A 17,951-nucleotide genomic window follows, 5' to 3' on the forward strand; every position below is an offset into this window, starting at 1 on the left:
GGTCAGTTCTGTTGCGCTGTCGCATACGGGTGCGGGTGGAGCGGCCGCTGTGTGGTGGAGCGGCAGTCGCCGAAGCTCTCGCGCAGCCGGCCCATGAGCGCGATGAGCAGCCCGACCTCGTGGTCGGACCAGTCGCTCAGCCGGTCGGCGAGGAGCCGCGTGGTGCGCCGGGAGAGCTCGTCGAGCTGCTCCTGACCCGCGGGGGTGAGGTGGAGGATGCGTGAGCGCTTGTCGGCCGGGTCGGGGGACCGTTCGATCCAGCCCCGGTCCGCGACGTGCGCGACATGGCGGCTGGTCACCGACATGTCCACGGAGAGCAGCTCCGCGAGCCGGCTCATCCGCATCTCGCCGTACCGGCCGAGCAGCGTCAGCACGGCGGCGGAGCCCCCGGGGCAGTCGGGCGGCAGGATCCGCCCCATGTCCCTCTTCACGGCACCGATGGCACTGAGCTGACGGGCCAACTCCTCGTACTGCGTCTGCTCGGCCATCGCACCTCCCGTATTCGTTGCTTGGGGCAACCATAAATCAAGTTGGTTGCCACAGGCAAACGAAATCCTTTACGTCTGGCCTAAAAACTTGGCAAAGGCAAGTATTGGCGAACGTAAACTTGCAGGTGAGAGGGGATGACTTGGCTGGGAATGCCCTGGGAGTGAGCGGGGAGGGCGGGACCGTGGCTCCGGAGAACCAGGAGGGCCCCGCACTTGGGCAGCCCTCATGAATTCGCTAGTGTCCTGACCCATGGCAAACACCCAGGGCCCCGAGGGCAACTACGACCCCGCGGGCAGCACCCAGATGTTCCGTGCCTTCGTCGACGAGGCCCCCCAGAGCCGTCAGCAGCAGGCCGTCGCTCCGGCGGGCCCCCGCGTCGGCCTCATCGTCGGCGTGGTCCTCGCCGTCGTGGTCGTGGCGGCCGTGGCCTGGCTCGCGCTCAAGTAACACTCAAGGACGTGAACAGGGGCGAGTAACGCGAGACGGGTGAACGGCCCCCGGGTGGGGCCCGAGCCCTGCTTCCGGCGGGGGCCGAGCCCTACTTCCACCGGACGGACACGTCCCGCGTCTCGATGTGCATGCCCAGCGGCACGCGCCACGCGTCGACGCACACCGTCCAGGTCTTGTCCTTCTTCGCGCCGGCGGCGATCGGTGCGGGAAGGTCCTCGATGGACTCGATCGTCGCCCAGTCGATCCCGAGCGCCCCGATGATGTGCGTCCCGAAGGTCACCGTGCCCGAACGCACCGCCGTGCCGCCGGTGTTGCGGAACGAGACGGTCACCTTCTCGCACCACCGCTGATCGGTGGCCTCGCGCGAGGGATCGCCCACGCTGAGCACGGCGGGCCCGGCGCTCGCCGTGGACCCGGGGGCCGTCGGGGCCGGCGACGCGGACGTGCTTCCCGAACCTCCGCTCGCGCCACCTGAGTTGCCGCTCCCGGACGAGGGTGTCGACGTACCGCCGCTGCCGTCGGCTGTTCCGCCGCCGCCCTGATCGCTGGTGCCGGATCCCGAAGTCGTCTCACCGGAGCCGGAGTTCGAAGCCGAGGTCGAGCTCGATGTCGAGGTCGATTCCCCGGAGCCCGAACTCCCGGAAGTTCCCGCCCCCTTGGAGCCGGCCGCCGTGCCGCCCTTCAGTGGCATCAGTGACACATCCCCCGTGGGGGCGACCACCGCGCCCGACGCCCGGGGTGAACCCCCGGCGGCTCCGACGGCGACGTATCCGTCCCCGCCGCCACCGCTTCCGCAGGCGGCCAGCACCGTACCCAGGCAGACCACAGTCGCCGAGGCACCCACAAGGGCACCTCGGCGACCACGTATCGACTCTCGACGCATCGCGCCAGTGTGGCTGACGATCCGTCAATTATGAACCCTCGGGAGGCTCCTGAGGCGAACCTCGGTCGGAGCCCCAAGCCGGAGCCCCAGTCCGAGCCTCAGTCGGAGATGAGCCCTTCCCGCAGCTGCGCCAGGGTCCGGGTCAGCAGTCGGGAGACGTGCATCTGCGAGATGCCGACCTCCTCGCCGATCTGCGACTGGGTCATGTTCGCGAAGAAGCGGAGCATGATGATCCGGCGCTCGCGGGGCGGGAGCTTGGCGAGCAGCGGCTTGAGGGACTCGCGGTACTCGACGCCCTCCAGGGCCGTGTCCTCGTAGCCGAGGCGGTCCGCGAGGGAGCCCTCGCCGCCGTCGTCCTCGGGGGCGGGGGAGTCGAGGGACGAGGCGGTGTACGCGTTGCCCACGGCGAGGCCGTCGACGACGTCCTCCTCGGACACGCCCAGGACCGCGGCGAGTTCGGTGACCGTCGGAGACCGGTCGAGCTTCTGCGAGAGCTCGTCGCTGGCCTTGGTGAGGGCCAGGCGCAGCTCCTGGAGGCGGCGCGGGACGCGGACGGACCACGACGTGTCGCGGAAGAACCGCTTGATCTCGCCGACGACCGTCGGCATCGCGAAGGTCGGGAACTCCACACCGCGTTCGCAGTCGAAGCGGTCGATCGCCTTGATCAGGCCGATGGTGCCGACCTGGACGATGTCCTCCATCGGCTCGTTGCGGGAGCGGAAGCGCGCTGCCGCGTACCGGACGAGCGGGAGGTTGAGCTCGATGAGCGTGTCCCGGACATAGGCGCGCTCAGGGCTGTTCTCGCCGAGTGCGGCGAGCCGCAGGAACAGGGAGCGGGACAGGGTGCGGGTGTCGATGGCGCCCGAGGACTCGGGGGCCTTGACGGCTTCGGGGGCCGGGGCGGCCGGAGCGGCGTCGGGGGCCGGAAGGGCCGGGACATCGTGAAGCGCGTCGTGCGTCTCGGGCGCTGCTTCGCTCTTCGTGAGCGTGAGCACCTTCGAGCTGCCCTGGTCTGCGGACATGCCACCCCCTTTGGGTCGCGGACGGTCGCGGCAGTCGCTCCCGTCGGAGGAACGCAGCCTCCACCTGAATACCGGAGGCGGGGCCGCGGCAAACGCGCTTCCGGAAGAATGTCACATGTCGGCAACACGCTGTAGTGACATGTCGACATGGAAGGGGTGAATAGGCCCTGGAAAGAGGGGGTCTGACGGTCTTTCAGCGCTGAACTGTCGGAAAAGGAGCCATCGAGCGATTCGCTCCTACCGGTTATGCCTCGATCCTGTTTGCGGATCGAAGACGCGCGAAACTACGGGCGAGCAGCCTTGACACATGCATCTGGGAGACTCCCAGCTCGGCGCTGATCTGTGACTGCGTCAGATTGCTGTAGTAGCGCAGAAGAAGGATCCGTTGCTCGCGCTCGGGCAGCTGTACGAGCAGATGCCGTACGAGGTCGCGGTGTTCGACCCCGTCGAGTGCCGGGTCCTCGTAGCCGAGCCGGTCGAGCAGTCCCGGCAGCCCGTCGCCCTCCTGGGCCGCTTCGAGGGAGGTCGCGTGGTACGAGCGGCCCGCCTCGATGCAGGACAGCACCTCCTCCTCGGTGATGCGCAGCCGTTCGGCGATCTCGGCGGTCGAGGGTGAGCGCCCGAAGGCTGTCGTCAGGTCCTCCGTCGCGCTGTTCACCTGCACCCACAGCTCGTGCAGCCGGCGCGGTACGTGGACGGTGCGGACGTTGTCGCGGAAGTACCGCTTGATCTCGCCGACGACGGTCGGCATCGCGAAGGTCGGGAACTGCACGCCCCGGTCCGGGTCGAACCGGTCGATGGCGTTGATCAGCCCGATGGTCCCGACCTGGACCACGTCCTCCATGGGCTCGTTGCGGCTGCGGAAGCGCGCTGCCGCGTACCGGACGAGCGGGAGGTTGGCCTCGATGAGCGCCCCGCGTACGCGGTTGTGCTCCGCGGTGCCCGGCTGCAGGGTCTTGAGCTGGCCGAAGAGGACCTGGGTGAGGGCCCGGGTGTCGGCGCCGCGGCGCCGCTCCGGCGCGGGGTCCTGCGCGACCTCCTGGGTGATTTCCTGCGTGACTTCCGGGGTGGCTTCCTGGGGTGGTGCCGGGGTCGGCGCCTGGGCCGGGGCCGGGGCTTCCTCCTGGGGCGGCGCAGTACTGGCCGACACGGTCAACGCCACCTCTTCATTCGTCAACACAACCGTCAACTCATCCCTCAAAAGCGGTCATAGCATCACAAGACATGTGCACTGTGTGCAAGCACCGCATAACGCCGTGTTGAGGGAGAGTTGGGGCATAAGACGTGAAAAGCCCCCCGCCAGTTCGGGCGAGGGGCTTCGGAGCGGCAGCGCTCGGAAGGCCGGCGGCAGGGCTCAGAACGGATAGTCGGCGATCACCCAGGTCGAGAACTCCCGCCACAGCACGGCGGCCGCCTGGTGCGCCGGGTGCTCCAAGTACCGCTTCAGGGCGTCGGCGTCGTCGACGGCGGAGTTGATCGCGAAGTCGTACGCGATGGGCCGGTCGGTGATGTTCCAGTCGCATTCCCAGAACCGCAGCTCGGGAATCCGGTCGCCGAGCGCGCGGAAGGCGGCGACGCCCTCGACGGCGCGCGGGTCGTCGCGCTCGACGCCCTCGTTGAGCTTGAAGAGGACCAGATGGCGGATCACGGGCACTCCTTGGTGGTGCGAGGGACGCCTCTCAGTTCTTGGCCCCGTCGGCGACCCATGTCATGAAGTCGCCGATGGCCTGAGCGGCACTCGATATGCCCTCGAACCCTATCTGGACGTAATCGGCGGCCTTGGCGGGATCTGTGATGATCACGTACAACGCGAAGACCACGAGCACATAGACGGCGATCTTCTTCGAATTCACCGCCATCGCGGCCTCCCCTGTGACTGCTGCGCCCGGTGGGCCCCCTGTTGCCGGCGGCGAGTGTAACCTTCACGCCGCTTTTAAGGACCAACGGCCCGCTGGTCGAGGCCCTTTGCCGAGCCGTTCCGGGGGTGCGGTGGCCCAGGATGGATGGTGAGCCCGGCGGTTCTGGCAGGAGTCCGCGGGGCGGGACGGACCCCACTGCGGGGTCCCCGCCGCAAGCTTCCCCCGATACGCGGCGCGGACTTGCGGGTCCCTCTCCACCGGGGGAAGCGGCTTGTCCCCCAGATGCCGCTTCCCCCGTCCTTCTTCCTTCTTCCGCACTTCTGAGTCCTGCGTCTTCCCTCTTCTTCTTTCCTTCTTTTGACCGTGTACGCACGAAGGGCCCCGTCTTTCGACGGGGCCCTTCTCAAGCGGTAGCGGAGGGATTTGAACCCTCGGTGACTTGCGCCACACTCGCTTTCGAGGCGAGCTCCTTCGGCCGCTCGGACACGCTACCGAGGGAGACCTTACCCCAAGGTGGGCCGTGGTCTGAAATCCGTTTGGCGGTCCCGGAAGAAGTCGGTGAGCGTGCGCGCGCACTCGTCGGCGAGGACGCCCTCGATCACCTCGGGCCGGTGGTTGAGCCGCCGGTCGCGTACGAGGTCCCAGAGGGAGCCGGCCGCGCCCGCCTTCTCGTCCCGGGCCCCGTACACGACCCGGTCCACCCGGGACTGCACGAGCGCGCCCGCGCACATCACGCAGGGCTCCAGGGTGACGACGAGCGTGCAGCCGGACAGCCGCCACTCGCCGAGCTCCGCGGCGGCCCTGCGCAGCGCGAGGACCTCGGCGTGCGCCGTCGGATCGCCGGTGGCCTCGCGTTCGTTGTGCCCGGCCGCGAGCACCGTCGTACCGTCCGGGGACAGCACGACAGCGCCGACGGGAACATCCCCGCCCCGGACGGCCCGGTGGGCCTCGTCCAGGGCGAGCCGCATGGCGGCCCGCCAGCGGTCGCGTACCGGATCGGGCTGTGGAGTTTCCTCGGCGGTGCTCACGCGGGGAACCTAGCGGACGGTCTCCAGGACCTCCGCCGCACCCAGGGCGTCGGCGATCGTGCTGAGCGCGTCGCCTTCGTCCAGGGTGAGCAGTTCCTTCTCGCTCACTCCGAGGTCCGCGAGGATGGCAAGGTCCCCGACGGGGCTGTGCGAGACGGCGTCGGCGGACACGCTCTCGTCCTCGTCGTCGTCGGAGTCGTTTTCGTGGTCGGGTTCACCGTCCTCCGTGCCGTCCAGGTCGAGGGAGTCCAGGTCGGCGTCGTCGTCGCCCGGATCCCGTCCTAGTAGTTCGTCCGTGAGCAGGATCTCGCCGTACGAGCTGCGGGAAGCGGCGGCGGCGTCCGAGACGTAGATGCGAGGGTCCTCCTCGCCGTCCACGCGGACGACGCCGAACCACGCGTCCTCCTGCTCGATGAGTACGAGGACCGTGTCCGCCTCCGAGGCTTCACGGGCCAGGTCGGTCAGATCCGACAGGCTCTCCACATCGTCGAGCTCTGTGTCGCTCGCTTCCCACCCGTCTTCGGTGCGCGCGAGCAGTGCGGCGAAGTACACCGTGACTCTCCCACTGGTCGTAGGCGTGCCGGTTGGGGGTCCCCCCGGCGGAGGTCGATGGGCGGGGCGTGCTGCTCTGAGCCCCACCCACTCGGAATCGTGGCAGAAACAGAGCGTTCAGGGGACGTCTTCGGCCTGCTGTGTCTGCCTCTTTTGATCGCTAACAGCGGATCGTACGCGGCTGTCGGCGTCACGTAAGCACCTCCCGGCCCAGACACGGGCTCGTGCGGCCCGGGCGGGGGCATGGGCTCACGGCGGGCGGCTACCAGCGGAAGGTGCGCATACGCATGGCGTGGCGCAGTCGTGCGGCCTTGGCGCGGCGGGGCTGGACCCGGTCGCGCAGCTCGCGCGCCTCGGTCAGTTCCCGCAGGAACTGGGCGCGCCGCCGCCTGCGCTCGGCGTCGGTCTCCACCTGCTCGGGGGACTCCTCTTCCGGGTTCCGCATAGACACACCACCCCAGGTCCGTCCCTCCCACTTTCCCTCTGATGGGCGGTTTGATGCCAGCGGTCGGGTGACATCGCGGGCCGGACCTTGCCGGGCCCGGCAAGGCGAGGCAGTGGCGGGCGCCCGCAGCCCGGCTACTGTTGTGGACATGCGTCTCCACGTCGTCGACCACCCCCTGGTCGCCCATAAGCTCACCACCCTGCGCGACCAGCGCACCGACTCCGCGACCTTCCGGCGGCTCGCCGACGAGCTGGTCACCCTGCTCGCCTACGAGGCCACCAGGGACGTACGCACGGAGCAGGTCGACATCGTGACCCCGGTCGCCTCCACGACGGGCGTCAAGCTCTCCTACCCGCGCCCCCTCGTCGTGCCGATCCTGCGCGCGGGCCTCGGCATGCTCGACGGCATGGTGCGGCTGCTGCCGACCGCCGAGGTGGGCTTCCTGGGCATGGTGCGCGACGAGGAGACGCTCCAGGCCTCCACGTACGCCACCCGCATGCCGGACGACCTCTCCGGGCGCCAGGTGTACGTCCTGGACCCGATGCTGGCCACCGGCGGCACGCTCGTCGCGGCGATCCAGGAGCTGATCAAGCGCGGCGCCGACGACGTCACCGCCGTGGTCCTCCTCGCCGCCCCCGAGGGCGTTGAGGTCATGGAGCGCGAACTGGCGGGCACGCCGGTCACCGTCGTCACGGCCTCGGTCGACGAGCGGCTCAACGAGCACGGTTACATCGTGCCGGGGCTGGGCGACGCGGGAGACCGGATGTACGGCGCGGCGGAGTGACTCGCGGGTTCCCGGTGGAGTGACTCCCGGGTTCCCCAAAGGATTTCGGCCGTACGGGGCTTTCGGCTCCGTACGGCCTTCTTGGTTCTGCGGGACTGCCGTCCCGTACGCCTTTCCCGGCCGTACGCGGCTCTCAGCAGCTCTTCGAGGAGGTGGAGGGCGCCGGTGCGGGCTTGGCCAGGACGGCCAGGGCCTTGTCGGCGTCGTCCTTCTTCGTCAGCGACTTGAAGCCGGTGCCGATGATGAGGTCGACCTCGGTGGCCTTGTCGCGGCCGTCGGTCTTCAACTCGGCGCCGGGGAGCTGGGTGTTGAGGACGGGCAGCGCGGCCGAGTAGGCCGACTTCGCGCCGAGGAGTATCCCGGCGCCCTCGACCTTCTTGTCGTACGCGTCCGTCGCGTTGCCCACGTCGCCGATCTTGAAGCCGCGCTTCTCCAGCTCGTCCGCGGTTTCCTTGGCCAGCCCGCTGCGGGGCGTGGCGTTCAGGACGTTCACGGTGATCTGGCCGGGCTTGGGCAGCGTCTTGGCGGTGGCGGCGGCCGGTGTGGCCGACGCGCTGACCTTCGTCGCGCAGTCCGCCTTGGGGCCCGCCGCCGTCGCCTTGTCGCCGCCGCCCGTGAAGACGTCGATGAGCTGCAGGGTCCCCCACCCGATCAGCCCGAGTGCGGTGACGGAGGCGACGACCAGGAACACGAGCCTGCGGCGCCCTCGGGGCCGGCGCATCCGCGGGTACTTGTCCCCCGTGATCCGGTACTGGCCGCCCATGCCAGGGGGAGTGAGCATGCTCATGGGCGCAGCGTAGTGCGCCGCGGCGGCGATAACTACTAGATGATCATTGCCCGGCGGTCAGTTCAACCCATTGGGGTCAAGCCGTGGCCATTAGTCCAGTTCAAGGACGCGTGCGTGGAGCACCTGGCGCTGTTGCAGCGCGGCGCGGACGGCACGGTGCAGGCCGTCTTCCAGGTATAGGTCGCCCTGCCACTTCACCACGTGCGCGAACAGGTCGCCGTAGAAGGTGGAGTCCTCGGCGAGGAGGGTCTCCAGGTCCAGCTGGCCCTTGGTCGTCACGAGTTGATCGAGGCGGACCGGGCGCGGCGCGACGTCCGCCCACTGCCGGGTGCTTTCCCGGCCGTGGTCGGGGTACGGCCGTCCGTTTCCGATGCGCTTGAAGATCACACGGAAAGCCTACCGGTCAAGAGCTTCCGGGCGCAGCCATGGCGACGGAGTGCGACGCTGGAAAAGACGCCGTAAATCCGTTCAAATCGGGAACAGGGGCCTGATATGCGTGACAGCGAGACCATGCCGTCGGCTGGCCCTGGCACCGCTCCCGGGACGACCGGAAACGCCCCCGCCGCGGGAGGGAGCTCCGCCGCGCTGCCGCGGGAAGCCCTGGAAATCGCTTCCGGGTACGCCTTCTCCGGCCCCGCCCTCGATCTGGGCGCCCTGCTCTGGGACGGGCAGTGCCTGCCCGACGTACAGATCCGCATCCCGTTGCCGATGCTCAACCGGCACGGTCTGGTCGCCGGCGCCACCGGCACCGGCAAGACCAAGACGCTCCAGCTGATCGCCGAGCAGCTGTCGGCCCAGGGCGTGCCGGTGTTCCTCGCGGACATCAAGGGCGATGTGTCGGGCATTTCGGCGCCGGGCGTGGCGGGCGACAAGGTCCAGGAGCGCGCCCGGGACGTCCACCAGGAGTGGACGCCGACCGGATACCCGGCCGAGTTCTACGCGCTCGGCGGCATGGGCCATGGCATCCCCGTACGTGCCACGATCACCAGCTTCGGCCCGGTGCTGCTGTCCAAGGTGCTCCAGCTCAACCAGACCCAGGAGCAGTCGCTCGGCCTGATCTTCCACTACGCCGACCAGAAGGGCCTGGAGCTGGTCGACCTCAAGGACCTGCGCGCGGTCGTCACGTTCCTGACCTCGGACGAGGGCAAGCAGGAGCTGAAGGGGATCGGCGGGCTGTCCACGGCCACGGCGGGCGTCATCCTCCGTTCCCTCACCGCCTTCGAGGCGCAGGGCATGAGCCCCTTCTTCGGGGAGCCGGAGTTCGACACGAGCGAGCTGTTGCGGACGGTGTCGGACGGGCGGGGGTCGGACGGGCCTGGGTCGGACGGGCGGGGGGTGGTGTCGGTGCTCGAACTCCCGGAAGTCCAGGACAAGCCGCAGCTCTTCTCCACCTTCCTGATGTGGCTGCTCGCCGACCTGTTCCACGATCTTCCGGAAGTCGGCGACGCCGACAAGCCGAAACTCGTGTTCTTCTTCGACGAGGCGCACCTGCTGTTCAACGACGCCTCGAAGGCCTTCCTGAACTCGATCACCCAGACCGTCCGGCTCATTCGCTCGAAGGGAGTTGGCGTCTTCTTCGTGACGCAGACTCCGAAGGACGTACCCGCCGATGTCCTCGGCCAGCTCGGCAACCGCGTCCAGCACGCGCTGCGGGCCTTCACCCCTGACGATCAGAAGGCTTTGAGGGCGACGGTGAAGACCTTCCCGAACTCGGCGTACGACCTGGAGGAACTCCTCACGGGACTCGGCACGGGGGAGGCCGTGGTCACGGTCCTGAGCGAGAAGGGCGCCCCGACCCCCGTCGCCGCGACCCGGCTGCGTGCGCCCGGGTCGCTGATGGGCCCGGTCGACGCGGCGGTCCTGGACCGGGCGGTCACGGCGTCGCCGCTCTACGGGCGGTATGCACAGGCTGTGGACCGCGAGTCGGCTTACGAGAAGCTGACCGCTGCCCGTGAGGTGGAGGCGGGGCAGGAGGTGGCGGCGGGGTCTGCGTCCGCTCCTGGGTCTGCGTCTGCTCCTGGGTCCGCGCGGGCCAAGGGGGCACCGGCGAAGGGGCGGCCGGCCAAGGAGGAGGCCTCGGTTGTCGAGCAGGTGGTCGGTAGTGGGCTTTTCAAGTCCCTGGCCCGGTCGGTCGGTACGCAGATCGGCCGTGAGATCACTCGGTCGTTGTTCGGGACGGCTCGGCGTCGGCGGTAGGGGGCGACCGCCCCGTCCCGGGGGTGCGGGGGAGGGGCGGTCGCCCTTGTTGTTGTTGTTGTTGTCAGTTGTGGCTGTGTTCCGTCTGGGGGTTCTTGTGGTGGGGGCCGTTCGGCTTGGGGCGGGGAGCCGGCTTCGGTGCGTTGCGTACGGCCTCTGCGCGCAGCAGGGCGCGCAGGACCGCGTAGGGGTCGCTGGGCATGGGGTGTCCTTGTGTCCTTGTGTTCGCTGTGTTCGCTGGTGAGGGACTTGCCGGGGCGGAAGCCGGGTCCGTCAGCAGCGCAGGACCACGCAGCGGAGGGTGTGCGGGGCGGAGGAGTGCGAGGGGGACGCGGGGGCCCGCACGGGGAGGGGGCCGTGCTGTTGCTCCGGGGGGCGCGTGTCGGGGCGCAGGGGGGTGAGGGGGTGGTGGTCCTGGCGGGTGGGTGGGCGCAGGGCCGTGTCGAGTACGTCGTGTTCGGCGGTGCCTGATCCTGATGCGGTGCCGGCCGTGGGGGCGGGCGTGGGGGTGGACGCGGCGAGCGCTTCGAGGTGCGGGCCTGTGGCGAGTACCGCGGTGACCAGCAGGATGAGGATCCGCAGCCAGGTGCCTGAACGTGATGTGCCTGAACGTGACGTCCCTGAACGTGAAGGAGCCCCTCCCCGCGCTCGCGCGCACCGGCGCAGCGGGTGCGGGGGGTGCGGGGTGGGGCTCATGAGAGGTCCTGTCCCCACCGGAGGTGGGTGATTCATCGGGTTGGCCGGGAGATCCGCCCTGTTGGCGGAGTGGTCAGGAGGTGCGGTCAGGCGGTCAGGCGGTTCGGGGGATGCGCCGGGCGCCGGAGCGGATGCCGAACGCCGTGATGATCTCGACGATGCCGACCACGATGAGCCAGCAGCCGGTGACGAGGGTGAGGACGGCGACCGACTTGAACGGGGCCACGATCAGCACGACGCCGGCGATGAAGCTGACGATGCCGAGGAACACCTGCCAGCCGCGGGCCGGCACGGTCGGGTCGGACGCGGCGGCGATGGCCTGGGTGATGCCGCGGAACAGCCAGCCGATGCCGATCCACAGGGCGAGGAGCAGGATCGACTCCATTGCGCCGCGGAAGCAGAAGAGGCCCAGCAGGATGGACAGGGCGCCGCTGATGAAGGCCAGGACGCGGAGGGAGGTCGCCGCGTGGGTGCCGAAGGCGGCGACGAGTTGCAGGACGCCGCTGACGATCAGGTAGAGCCCGAAGAGCACTCCGGCGACGCGGAGTGAGGCCTCCGGCCAGACCAGCACCATGACGCCCAGCGCCAGCGCGGCGATTCCGGCGCCTAGTACGGCTTGCCAGGCGGTGCGGGAGAGAAGGTACAGGGGGCCTTCGTCTGTGGGCTCGCTCATGACCCATGCTGTGAACGGCTGCGGGGATCTCGCCACCGGGATGACCCGAGTGGTGGACGTATGGCGGTGCGTTCGGTTCGGTTGGGTTCGGTGGCGTGGGTGGGTCGGGGCCGTGCCGGTACGTCCAGCCCGTCGCCGGTGGGCATTGCTGCTTGCTGCCACAGCATGAACTTGGCCATAACCCCGTATGCGACGGGCTGGACGTACCGGCACGGCCCCTTCGGCGCGTTGCCAACTGCGCCGCCGTCGTAGCGGGTGGGGGTGGGCGGGGTCTGCGCTTCGTCGGCTGCGGGTGCGTGCCGGCTGGGCCTGTGCGTCGCAGGGTGTGGGTGCCGGTCCGTGTGGCGAACGGTTCCTGGGGTCGTGTTTTTAGGGGCGCGGGGAACTGCGCGCCCAGCCCGCACGGACCCGCAGTCGACACACAACCCCCGGGGTCGAAGGGGCGGAGCCCCTGGAGGATGGGACGGGTAGGGGCGGCGGGGGCGAGGAACCCGGGGTCTTACTTGCCGGAGGCCTTGGCGGTGGCTTTCAGTTCTTGTTTGTGGGCGCGGACCTTGGCGAGGGAGTCGGGGCCGGTGATGTCGGCCACGGAGCGGAAGGACTTGGGCTCCCCGTAGGGACCCGCGGACTCGCGCCAGCCCTTGGGACGTACGCCCAGTTGTTTGCCGAGGAGGGCGAGGAAGATCTGGGCCTTCTGGGGGCCGAAGCCGGGAAGGTCCTTGAGGCGTTGGAGGAGTTCGGCGCCGGTCTTGGCGTCGTTCCAGACAGCGGTGGGGTCTCCGGCGTAGTGCTCCACGAGGTACTGGCACAGCTGCTGGATCCTCTTGGCCATCGAACCGGGATAGCGGTGCACGGCCGGCTTGGCGGACAGCAACGCGGCGAACTTCTCCGGGTCGTACGCGGCGATCTCGTGCGCGTCGAGATCGTCCGTACCCAGCCGTTGCGCGATCGTGTACGGCCCCGCGAAGGCCCACTCCATCGGAACCTGCTGGTCCAGCAGCATGCCGACGAGGGCGGCGAGCGCGCTGCGGCCGAGCAGTTCGTCGGCTTCCGGCTGCTGGGCGAGGTGAAGAGTGACGTCCATGGACCGATGATCCCCCGGACGCGGGCGGGGTGCAGGGCGGTGAAGACCCCGGCCCGCGCGGTCTTCACCGCTCGCGTACGATTTCGCCCCAATGGGAGTTAGGTTAGCCTAACCTGGCCTAACCTGAGACGAGTGGGGATGGATCGTGACCGTCGAGATCTACCGTGACGCCTGGGGCATCCCCCACCTGCGCGCGCACAGCGCACAGGAACTCGCCCACGCGCAGGGCCGTACCACCGCCGTGGACCGGGCCTGGCAGCTGGAGGTCGAACGGCACCGCTCGCAGGGCACCTCGGCCGCCTTCCTCGGCGCCGACGCCGTCGCCTGGGACCGGTTCGCCCGGCAGGCCCGGCTCGACGACACCGCAAGACGCTGTTTCGCGGCCCTGGAGAAACGGGATCCCGAGACCGCCGCGTGGGTTGTCTCCTATGTGGCCGGGGTCAATGAGGGGCTCGCCGAGGGCGCCCGGCGCGCACCGGAGTTCGCGGCGACCGGGCTCGCCCCCGGGCGCTGGGAGCCCTGGAGCCCCCTCGGTGTCTGGCTCGGCACGCACATCCTCTTCGCCGGGTTCCCCGCCAAGCTCTGGCGCGAGGAGGTCGTACGGCTGCTGGGGGCGGACGCGGTCCAGCTGTTCGCCATGGACGGGCCCGGCACCTCGGGGAGCAACGGGTGGCTGGTGAGCGGCGGGCGCAGCGTCACCGGGCGGGCCGTCATCGCCGGTGATCCCCATCGGTTCATCGAGGATCCCGGCGTCTATCAGCAGATACGCCTCTCCTGCCCGGAGTTCGACGTCGTCGGCCTCGCCGTCCCCGGCGTCCCGGGCATCGCCCACTTCGCCCACACCGGAACCGTCGCCTGGGCCATCACCAACGCGATGGCCGACTACCAGGACCTGTACCGCGAGCGCCTGCGGTGGGCCGCCGGGCATCCCGGTGACGGTTCGTCCGTCGAGGCGGCCGATGTGCTTGAAGTGCTTGATCCCGACGGGGCCTGGCGGACCGCGGACCGGCATCTGGAGACCATTCATGTCGCCGGGAGCGAGTCCGTCGAGGTCGAGGTGATCGAGACGGGGCGGGGGCCCGTGGTCATCGGTGGAGCGGGGGCCGAGGAGTCCATCAGCCTCCGGTATCCGCCGCGCGTCACCGAGGACCTCGGCTTCAGCGCCCTCCTCCCGCTGCTGCGCGCCCGCCGGGTCGCCGACGTGGACCGGGCGTTCGACCGCTGGGCCGAGCCCGTCAACGTCGTCCAGGCCGCCGACACCGAGGGCGGGCTGCTGCACCGTGTCGCCGGGCGGGTCCCGGTGCGGAGCGCCGACAACCGGACGCGGGTGGTGGCTGCCTGGGAGCCCGGGCGGGAGTGGCAGGGCTGGCACGAGATGCCGTACGGCTCCTTCGAGGACGGCGTCGCCGTGATGGCCAACCAGCGCGGGCCCGCCGCCCCGCTCGGCGTCGAGTTCGCCCCGCCGCACCGCGCCTCGCGCATCCGGCAGCTTCTCGGCGCGGCGAAGCACTGGTCGGCGCAGGACATGCCCGCCATCCACATGGACACCCATCTCGCCTCGGCCGCCGCCCTGTTGGACCGGCTGGGTGCCCTTGCGCGGGAGGAGTTCAGCCTCGGTGCGGTCGCGCTTCGGGAGCAACTCCTCGGCTGGGACCGGCGGATGGAGGCCGGCAGTGCCGAGGCGGCGGTGTACGCGGCGGTGCGCGGTGCGGTCGTACGGCGGCTCGTGGCGCAGCCCGCGCTGGCTGCGCTGGCCGTGCTGGCCGATCCGGCCGGTCCGTCCGCGTATCCGGAGATTTTTCTTCCGTGGCTCGCCCTCACCTCGCGCGTCGGTTTCGCCCTCGAAAACCTGCTGAAGGCCGAGGAGTTGTACGGCATCGACCGCGACGCGATCGTCCGCGCGGCCGTCGAGGAGGTGGCCGCCGCCCCGGCGCCGGGTACGTGGGGCGACACCCACCGGCTCGCGCCCTGGCGTGCGCTCACCGACACGTCGTACGACGAACCGGGGCTGTCCGGCGACCACGACTGTGTGCTGTGCACCTCGGCGGTGCCCGGTCTCACCGATCTGAGCGCGCGTGGCCCGGCCGCCCGTTACGTCTGGGATCTCGCCGACCGGCAGAACAGTCTGTGGGTGGTTCCGTTCGGTGCGGACGGCGTCCCGGGGTCGGGCCACCACCGTGACCAACTCCCCTTGTGGCTCAAGGGAGATCTCGTCCCGGTGACCACCGACTGGAACACGCTGACCAAGCAGAGCCATGAGAGTCAGGAGGGGCAGGAGAGCCATGAGGACTGAGAACGCGTACGCCCTGGGCCGCGAAGCCGTACACGAGCAGGTGCTCGACGGGTTCGGCACCGTTCGTGTCGTGACGGTCGATCCGCATGCCGATCTCGATGTCATCCACGGGTGGGTCGCGCAGGAGCGGGCCAGGTTCTGGGGGATGAACGGGCTCACGAAGGAGCAGGTGCTCGAAACGTATGTCCATCTGGACTCGCTCGACACCCATCACGCCTTCCTCGCGGTCAAGGACGGCGAACCCGCCGCGCTCTTCCAGACGTACGAGCCCGAGGCCGACCGGGTCAGCGAGTGCTACGACGTCGAGTCCGGTGACATCGGTATGCATCTGCTGATCGGGCCCGCGGGACCCGGCGGTGGCCGGCCGGGCTGGTCGTCGACCCTGCTGACCGCGTTCACCACGTATCTGCTGACCGGCCTCGACCGGCAGCGGGTCGTGGTCGAACCCGACGCGCGCAACGTGAAGGCGATCGACCGGCTGACCCGGCAGGGTTTCGTCCCGGCGGAGGAGATCGTGCTGCCCGAGATCGACCTGCCCGAGGTCTACCTCCCCGAGAAGCGCGCCCGGCTCGCCTTCCTCACCCGGAAGGCTTTTCAGGAAGGTCGTTGAGGAGATCCTTTGACGAAGGCCTTTGAGGAGGGTTCCTCGCCTGTGGGTGAGCAGCGCGCCGTTCGCGTCCGTACGTAACCGGGACTCTGGAAACGCGGATGCGGAGTGGCGTGTGAGCGGACAGCGGGAGCGGCGGGGCGTGGTCCGGGGCCTGGCGCTGCTGGCGGGCGTCCTGGTGCTGGTTCTGTTCGGCGGGGTGAGCGGCGCGTCCGCGCATGCCGCGCTGACGGGCACCGATCCGCAGGACGGCAGTGTGCTGAAGTCCGCGCCCCGGCAGATCACGCTGACGTTCAGCGAGTCCGTCGGGCTCCTCGACGACTCTTTCCGCGTGCTCACCCCGGAGAACCGGCGCGTCCACACGGGCGCGCCCGGCCACGCGGGCGGCCGTTCCGACACCGCCCGCGTGACCCTGCCGCGCGGCCTCGGCACCGGCACGTTCACGGTGGCCTGGCGGGTCGTCTCGGCGGACAGTCACCCCGTCTCCGGCGCCTTCACCTTCTCCATCGGCAAACCCTCCGCGACCTCCGTCGCCCTGCCCTCCGCGCCCGCCGGGGACACCGCCTCCGCCACGCTCTACGACATCGCCCGCTATGTCGCGTACGGCGGCCTCGCCCTGCTCATCGGCGCGGCCGGCTTCGTCCTGGCCTGCGGCTTCCAGGGGAGCGTGCGGCGCCTGCTGCTGACCGGCTGGTGGACCCTGCTGCTGTCCACGCTCGCGCTGCTGCTCCTGCGCGGCCCCTACGAGCGCGGCACAGGCGTCACCGCGGCCTTCGACCCGGCCGCCCTGCGCGAGACGCTGACGAGCCGGCCAGGGGTGGCTCTGGTGGCCCGGCTGGTGCTGCTGGGGGTGGCCGCCTTCCTTCCCGAGCGCGTTCGCGTACGGGAACGGGGGCGGGCGCGGGGTGCACTCGTCCTCGGCGGGGCGCTCGCCCTCGGTCTCGCGGTCACTTGGGCCGCCGCCGAGCACGCGTCCGCCGGGATCCAGGTCCCCGCCGCGATGGTCTCCTCCGTGCTCCACCTGCTAGCCATGGCCCTCTGGCTCGGCGGCCTGACCGCCCTGCTCACCGCGCTCTACCGCCCGGCCGAGCCCCTCTCCACGGCCGTCGTCACCCGCTTCTCCCGGCTCGCCCTCGCCTCGGTCGCCGTCCTCGCCGGCACCGGCGTCTACCAGTCCTGGCGCGGCCTCGGCTCCTGGGACGCCCTGACCTCGACGTCGTACGGCAGGATCCTGCTCGCCAAGCTGTGCGCGGTGCTGCTCCTGCTGGCGGGGGCGGCGTATTCGCGGCGCTGGACGGCGCGGCTGGCGGTGACGGAGGCCGCACTTCTCGCTCCCGCCGCCGTGGAACGGGTGGCTGTGCCCGTCGGGGGGCCGGCGGCCACGGACGCGGGCGCCTCCGACGACGTACGACCTGACGCCGCCCCCGATGACGTACGACCGGAAGCCGCGTCCCGCGCCGATCAGGCCGCCACGTACCGGCGGGGTCTGCGCCGCTCCGTGCTCGCCGAGGTCACCGTGGGCATCGTCGTCCTGGTGATCACCACCGTGCTGACCGGGACCCAGCCGGGGCGGGCGGCCACCGAGGCGGCCGCTTCCGCCGTGGCCGCGGACCGGCCCACGTCGTCGACGTCGCTGGTTCCCTTCGACGTCGGTACGCCGGGCGGGCACGGCAAGGTGCAGATCGAGCTGTCGCCCGGGCGGGTGGGCGAGAACTCCGTGCAGGCCGTGATCCTCGGGCCCGACGGGGGCATCGCGACCGTCCCCGAGCTGCGGCTCACCTTCACGCTGGCCGCGCAGCAGGTCGGCCCGATCGACGCCGGGCTCACCGACAAGGGCGGCTACTGGGGGACGGACGCCCTCACGCTCCCGCTGGCCGGTACCTGGACCATGAAGGTCACGGTGCGCACCACCGACATCGATCAGGTCACGGTCTCGAAGAACGTGAGGGTCGGCTGACGGCTCGCCGCCCTCCCGGCCCGTATGTCACCGGAATTGATCTTCGTCGTGTCCATCACGTTTCAACAAAGGCCGCCGACAACTCTTGACGTATGACAGGACATACGACTGTTATTGCGCCACACGATGTTCGGTCAAGTTGATTT

20 protein-coding genes and 1 tRNA gene are annotated in these 17,951 nt (G+C 70.1%); 6 read left to right on the top strand and 15 right to left on the bottom strand.

Features of this window, described 5'->3' with window-relative positions; genetic code table 11:
- Nucleotides 1-2: 2 nt before the first annotated feature.
- Nucleotides 3-488 (bottom strand): MarR family winged helix-turn-helix transcriptional regulator, encoded by a 486-nt coding sequence (locus OIC96_RS24950; protein ID WP_330305703.1) that lies wholly within the window; start codon nt 486-488, stop codon nt 3-5.
- 250 nt (nt 489-738) lie between these two features.
- Here OIC96_RS24950 and OIC96_RS24955 point away from each other — a divergent pair, with 250 nt between their 5' ends.
- Nucleotides 739-936, top strand: coding sequence for a hypothetical protein (locus OIC96_RS24955; protein ID WP_330305702.1), 198 nt, complete (start codon nt 739-741; stop codon nt 934-936).
- Nucleotides 937-1,027: 91 nt separating this feature from the next.
- Here the strand turns inward: OIC96_RS24955 and OIC96_RS24960 are convergent, their stop codons facing one another.
- The 9 genes from OIC96_RS24960 to OIC96_RS25000 all read right to left on the bottom strand — a co-directional run bounded on the left by OIC96_RS24960 (nt 1,028) and on the right by OIC96_RS25000 (nt 6,728).
- Complete coding sequence (locus tag OIC96_RS24960; protein ID WP_406501784.1) at nt 1,028-1,822, bottom strand: hypothetical protein; 795 nt, start codon at nt 1,820-1,822, stop codon at nt 1,028-1,030.
- A 98-nt stretch (nt 1,823-1,920) separates the two neighbouring features.
- Nucleotides 1,921-2,844 (bottom strand): RNA polymerase sigma factor SigF, encoded by a 924-nt coding sequence (locus OIC96_RS24965; RefSeq protein ID WP_330305700.1) that lies wholly within the window; start codon nt 2,842-2,844, stop codon nt 1,921-1,923.
- Between the two features lie 244 nt (nt 2,845-3,088).
- A complete protein-coding gene (locus tag OIC96_RS24970) occupies nt 3,089-4,000 on the bottom strand; it encodes an RNA polymerase sigma factor SigF (protein ID WP_330310185.1) in 912 nt (303 codons plus the stop codon).
- A 198-nt stretch (nt 4,001-4,198) separates the two neighbouring features.
- Nucleotides 4,199-4,492, bottom strand: coding sequence for a Dabb family protein (locus tag OIC96_RS24975; RefSeq protein WP_330305699.1), 294 nt, complete (start codon nt 4,490-4,492; stop codon nt 4,199-4,201).
- 31 nt (nt 4,493-4,523) lie between these two features.
- Nucleotides 4,524-4,703, bottom strand: coding sequence for a hypothetical protein (locus OIC96_RS24980; RefSeq protein ID WP_330305698.1), 180 nt, complete (start codon nt 4,701-4,703; stop codon nt 4,524-4,526).
- A 408-nt stretch (nt 4,704-5,111) separates the two neighbouring features.
- A tRNA-Ser gene (locus OIC96_RS24985) sits at nt 5,112-5,196 on the bottom strand.
- 10 nt (nt 5,197-5,206) lie between these two features.
- On the bottom strand, nt 5,207-5,671 hold the full coding sequence (tadA, locus tag OIC96_RS24990) for a tRNA adenosine(34) deaminase TadA (RefSeq protein ID WP_330310184.1): 465 nt from the start codon (nt 5,669-5,671) through the stop codon (nt 5,207-5,209).
- A 69-nt stretch (nt 5,672-5,740) separates the two neighbouring features.
- Entirely contained in the window at nt 5,741-6,283 is a 543-nt protein-coding gene (locus OIC96_RS24995; RefSeq protein ID WP_330305697.1) for a tRNA adenosine deaminase-associated protein, read from the bottom strand.
- A gap of 262 nt (nt 6,284-6,545) precedes the next feature.
- On the bottom strand, nt 6,546-6,728 hold the full coding sequence (locus tag OIC96_RS25000; RefSeq protein ID WP_327429952.1) for a hypothetical protein: 183 nt from the start codon (nt 6,726-6,728) through the stop codon (nt 6,546-6,548).
- A 148-nt stretch (nt 6,729-6,876) separates the two neighbouring features.
- Between OIC96_RS25000 and upp the strand changes: the two genes are divergently transcribed.
- Entirely contained in the window at nt 6,877-7,512 is a 636-nt protein-coding gene (gene upp, locus OIC96_RS25005; RefSeq protein WP_327429951.1) for a uracil phosphoribosyltransferase, read from the top strand.
- A gap of 133 nt (nt 7,513-7,645) precedes the next feature.
- Here upp and OIC96_RS25010 read toward each other — a convergent pair whose 3' ends face one another.
- Nucleotides 7,646-8,275 (bottom strand): LytR C-terminal domain-containing protein, encoded by a 630-nt coding sequence (locus OIC96_RS25010; RefSeq protein ID WP_330310183.1) that lies wholly within the window; start codon nt 8,273-8,275, stop codon nt 7,646-7,648.
- A 114-nt stretch (nt 8,276-8,389) separates the two neighbouring features.
- Nucleotides 8,390-8,686 (bottom strand): type II toxin-antitoxin system VapB family antitoxin, encoded by a 297-nt coding sequence (locus OIC96_RS25015; protein WP_003999914.1) that lies wholly within the window; start codon nt 8,684-8,686, stop codon nt 8,390-8,392.
- Nucleotides 8,687-8,791: 105 nt separating this feature from the next.
- On the opposite strand from OIC96_RS25015, the gene OIC96_RS25020 reads away from it, so the two are divergent.
- Nucleotides 8,792-10,495 carry a helicase HerA-like domain-containing protein gene (locus OIC96_RS25020; RefSeq protein ID WP_330305696.1) on the top strand — a complete coding sequence of 568 codons (1,704 nt, stop codon included), beginning with the start codon at nt 8,792-8,794 and terminating at the stop codon, nt 10,493-10,495.
- A 64-nt stretch (nt 10,496-10,559) separates the two neighbouring features.
- Here OIC96_RS25020 and OIC96_RS25025 read toward each other — a convergent pair whose 3' ends face one another.
- The 3 genes from OIC96_RS25025 to OIC96_RS25035 all read right to left on the bottom strand — a co-directional run bounded on the left by OIC96_RS25025 (nt 10,560) and on the right by OIC96_RS25035 (nt 12,948).
- The gene (locus OIC96_RS25025) at nt 10,560-10,697 is read right to left on the bottom strand and encodes a hypothetical protein (protein ID WP_330305695.1); all 138 of its coding nucleotides are present in this window, start codon (nt 10,695-10,697) and stop codon (nt 10,560-10,562) included.
- 588 nt (nt 10,698-11,285) lie between these two features.
- Nucleotides 11,286-11,864 carry an HdeD family acid-resistance protein gene (locus OIC96_RS25030; RefSeq protein ID WP_330305694.1) on the bottom strand — a complete coding sequence of 193 codons (579 nt, stop codon included), beginning with the start codon at nt 11,862-11,864 and terminating at the stop codon, nt 11,286-11,288.
- Nucleotides 11,865-12,363: 499 nt separating this feature from the next.
- A complete protein-coding gene (locus OIC96_RS25035; protein WP_330305693.1) occupies nt 12,364-12,948 on the bottom strand; it encodes an HhH-GPD-type base excision DNA repair protein in 585 nt (194 codons plus the stop codon).
- A 145-nt stretch (nt 12,949-13,093) separates the two neighbouring features.
- On the opposite strand from OIC96_RS25035, the gene OIC96_RS25040 reads away from it, so the two are divergent.
- The 3 genes from OIC96_RS25040 (at nt 13,094) to OIC96_RS25050 (ending at nt 17,805) form a co-directional block, all read left to right on the top strand.
- Nucleotides 13,094-15,241 (top strand): penicillin acylase family protein, encoded by a 2,148-nt coding sequence (locus OIC96_RS25040; RefSeq protein ID WP_330305692.1) that lies wholly within the window; start codon nt 13,094-13,096, stop codon nt 15,239-15,241.
- On the top strand, nt 15,231-15,851 hold the full coding sequence (locus tag OIC96_RS25045; protein WP_330305691.1) for a GNAT family N-acetyltransferase: 621 nt from the start codon (nt 15,231-15,233) through the stop codon (nt 15,849-15,851). Before OIC96_RS25040 ends, OIC96_RS25045 begins: the two co-directional genes overlap by 11 nt.
- A 112-nt stretch (nt 15,852-15,963) precedes the next feature.
- The gene (locus tag OIC96_RS25050) at nt 15,964-17,805 is read left to right on the top strand and encodes a copper resistance CopC/CopD family protein (RefSeq protein WP_330305690.1); all 1,842 of its coding nucleotides are present in this window, start codon (nt 15,964-15,966) and stop codon (nt 17,803-17,805) included.
- Nucleotides 17,806-17,951 lie beyond the last annotated feature (146 nt).

Source organism: Streptomyces sp. NBC_00775 (genome assembly GCF_036347135.1).
Taxonomy (GTDB): domain Bacteria; phylum Actinomycetota; class Actinomycetes; order Streptomycetales; family Streptomycetaceae; genus Streptomyces; species Streptomyces lutosisoli.

Coding starts and splice junctions, on each gene's coding strand:
- OIC96_RS24950 (WP_330305703.1), bottom strand. CDS start 488: ATGGCCGAGCAGACGCAGTACGAGGAGTTGGCCCGTCAGCTCAGTGCC.
- OIC96_RS24955 (WP_330305702.1), top strand. CDS start 739: ATGGCAAACACCCAGGGCCCCGAGGGCAACTACGACCCCGCGGGCAGC.
- OIC96_RS24960 (WP_406501784.1), bottom strand. CDS start 1,822: ATGCGTCGAGAGTCGATACGTGGTCGCCGAGGTGCCCTTGTGGGTGCC.
- OIC96_RS24965 (WP_330305700.1), bottom strand. CDS start 2,844: ATGTCCGCAGACCAGGGCAGCTCGAAGGTGCTCACGCTCACGAAGAGC.
- OIC96_RS24980 (WP_330305698.1), bottom strand. CDS start 4,703: ATGGCGGTGAATTCGAAGAAGATCGCCGTCTATGTGCTCGTGGTCTTC.
- tadA (WP_330310184.1), bottom strand. CDS start 5,671: ATGCGGCTCGCCCTGGACGAGGCCCACCGGGCCGTCCGGGGCGGGGAT.
- OIC96_RS25000 (WP_327429952.1), bottom strand. CDS start 6,728: ATGCGGAACCCGGAAGAGGAGTCCCCCGAGCAGGTGGAGACCGACGCC.
- upp (WP_327429951.1), top strand. CDS start 6,877: ATGCGTCTCCACGTCGTCGACCACCCCCTGGTCGCCCATAAGCTCACC.
- OIC96_RS25010 (WP_330310183.1), bottom strand. CDS start 8,275: ATGGGCGGCCAGTACCGGATCACGGGGGACAAGTACCCGCGGATGCGC.
- OIC96_RS25020 (WP_330305696.1), top strand. CDS start 8,792: ATGCGTGACAGCGAGACCATGCCGTCGGCTGGCCCTGGCACCGCTCCC.
- OIC96_RS25025 (WP_330305695.1), bottom strand. CDS start 10,697: ATGCCCAGCGACCCCTACGCGGTCCTGCGCGCCCTGCTGCGCGCAGAG.
- OIC96_RS25030 (WP_330305694.1), bottom strand. CDS start 11,864: ATGAGCGAGCCCACAGACGAAGGCCCCCTGTACCTTCTCTCCCGCACC.
- OIC96_RS25035 (WP_330305693.1), bottom strand. CDS start 12,948: ATGGACGTCACTCTTCACCTCGCCCAGCAGCCGGAAGCCGACGAACTG.
- OIC96_RS25045 (WP_330305691.1), top strand. CDS start 15,231: ATGAGGACTGAGAACGCGTACGCCCTGGGCCGCGAAGCCGTACACGAG.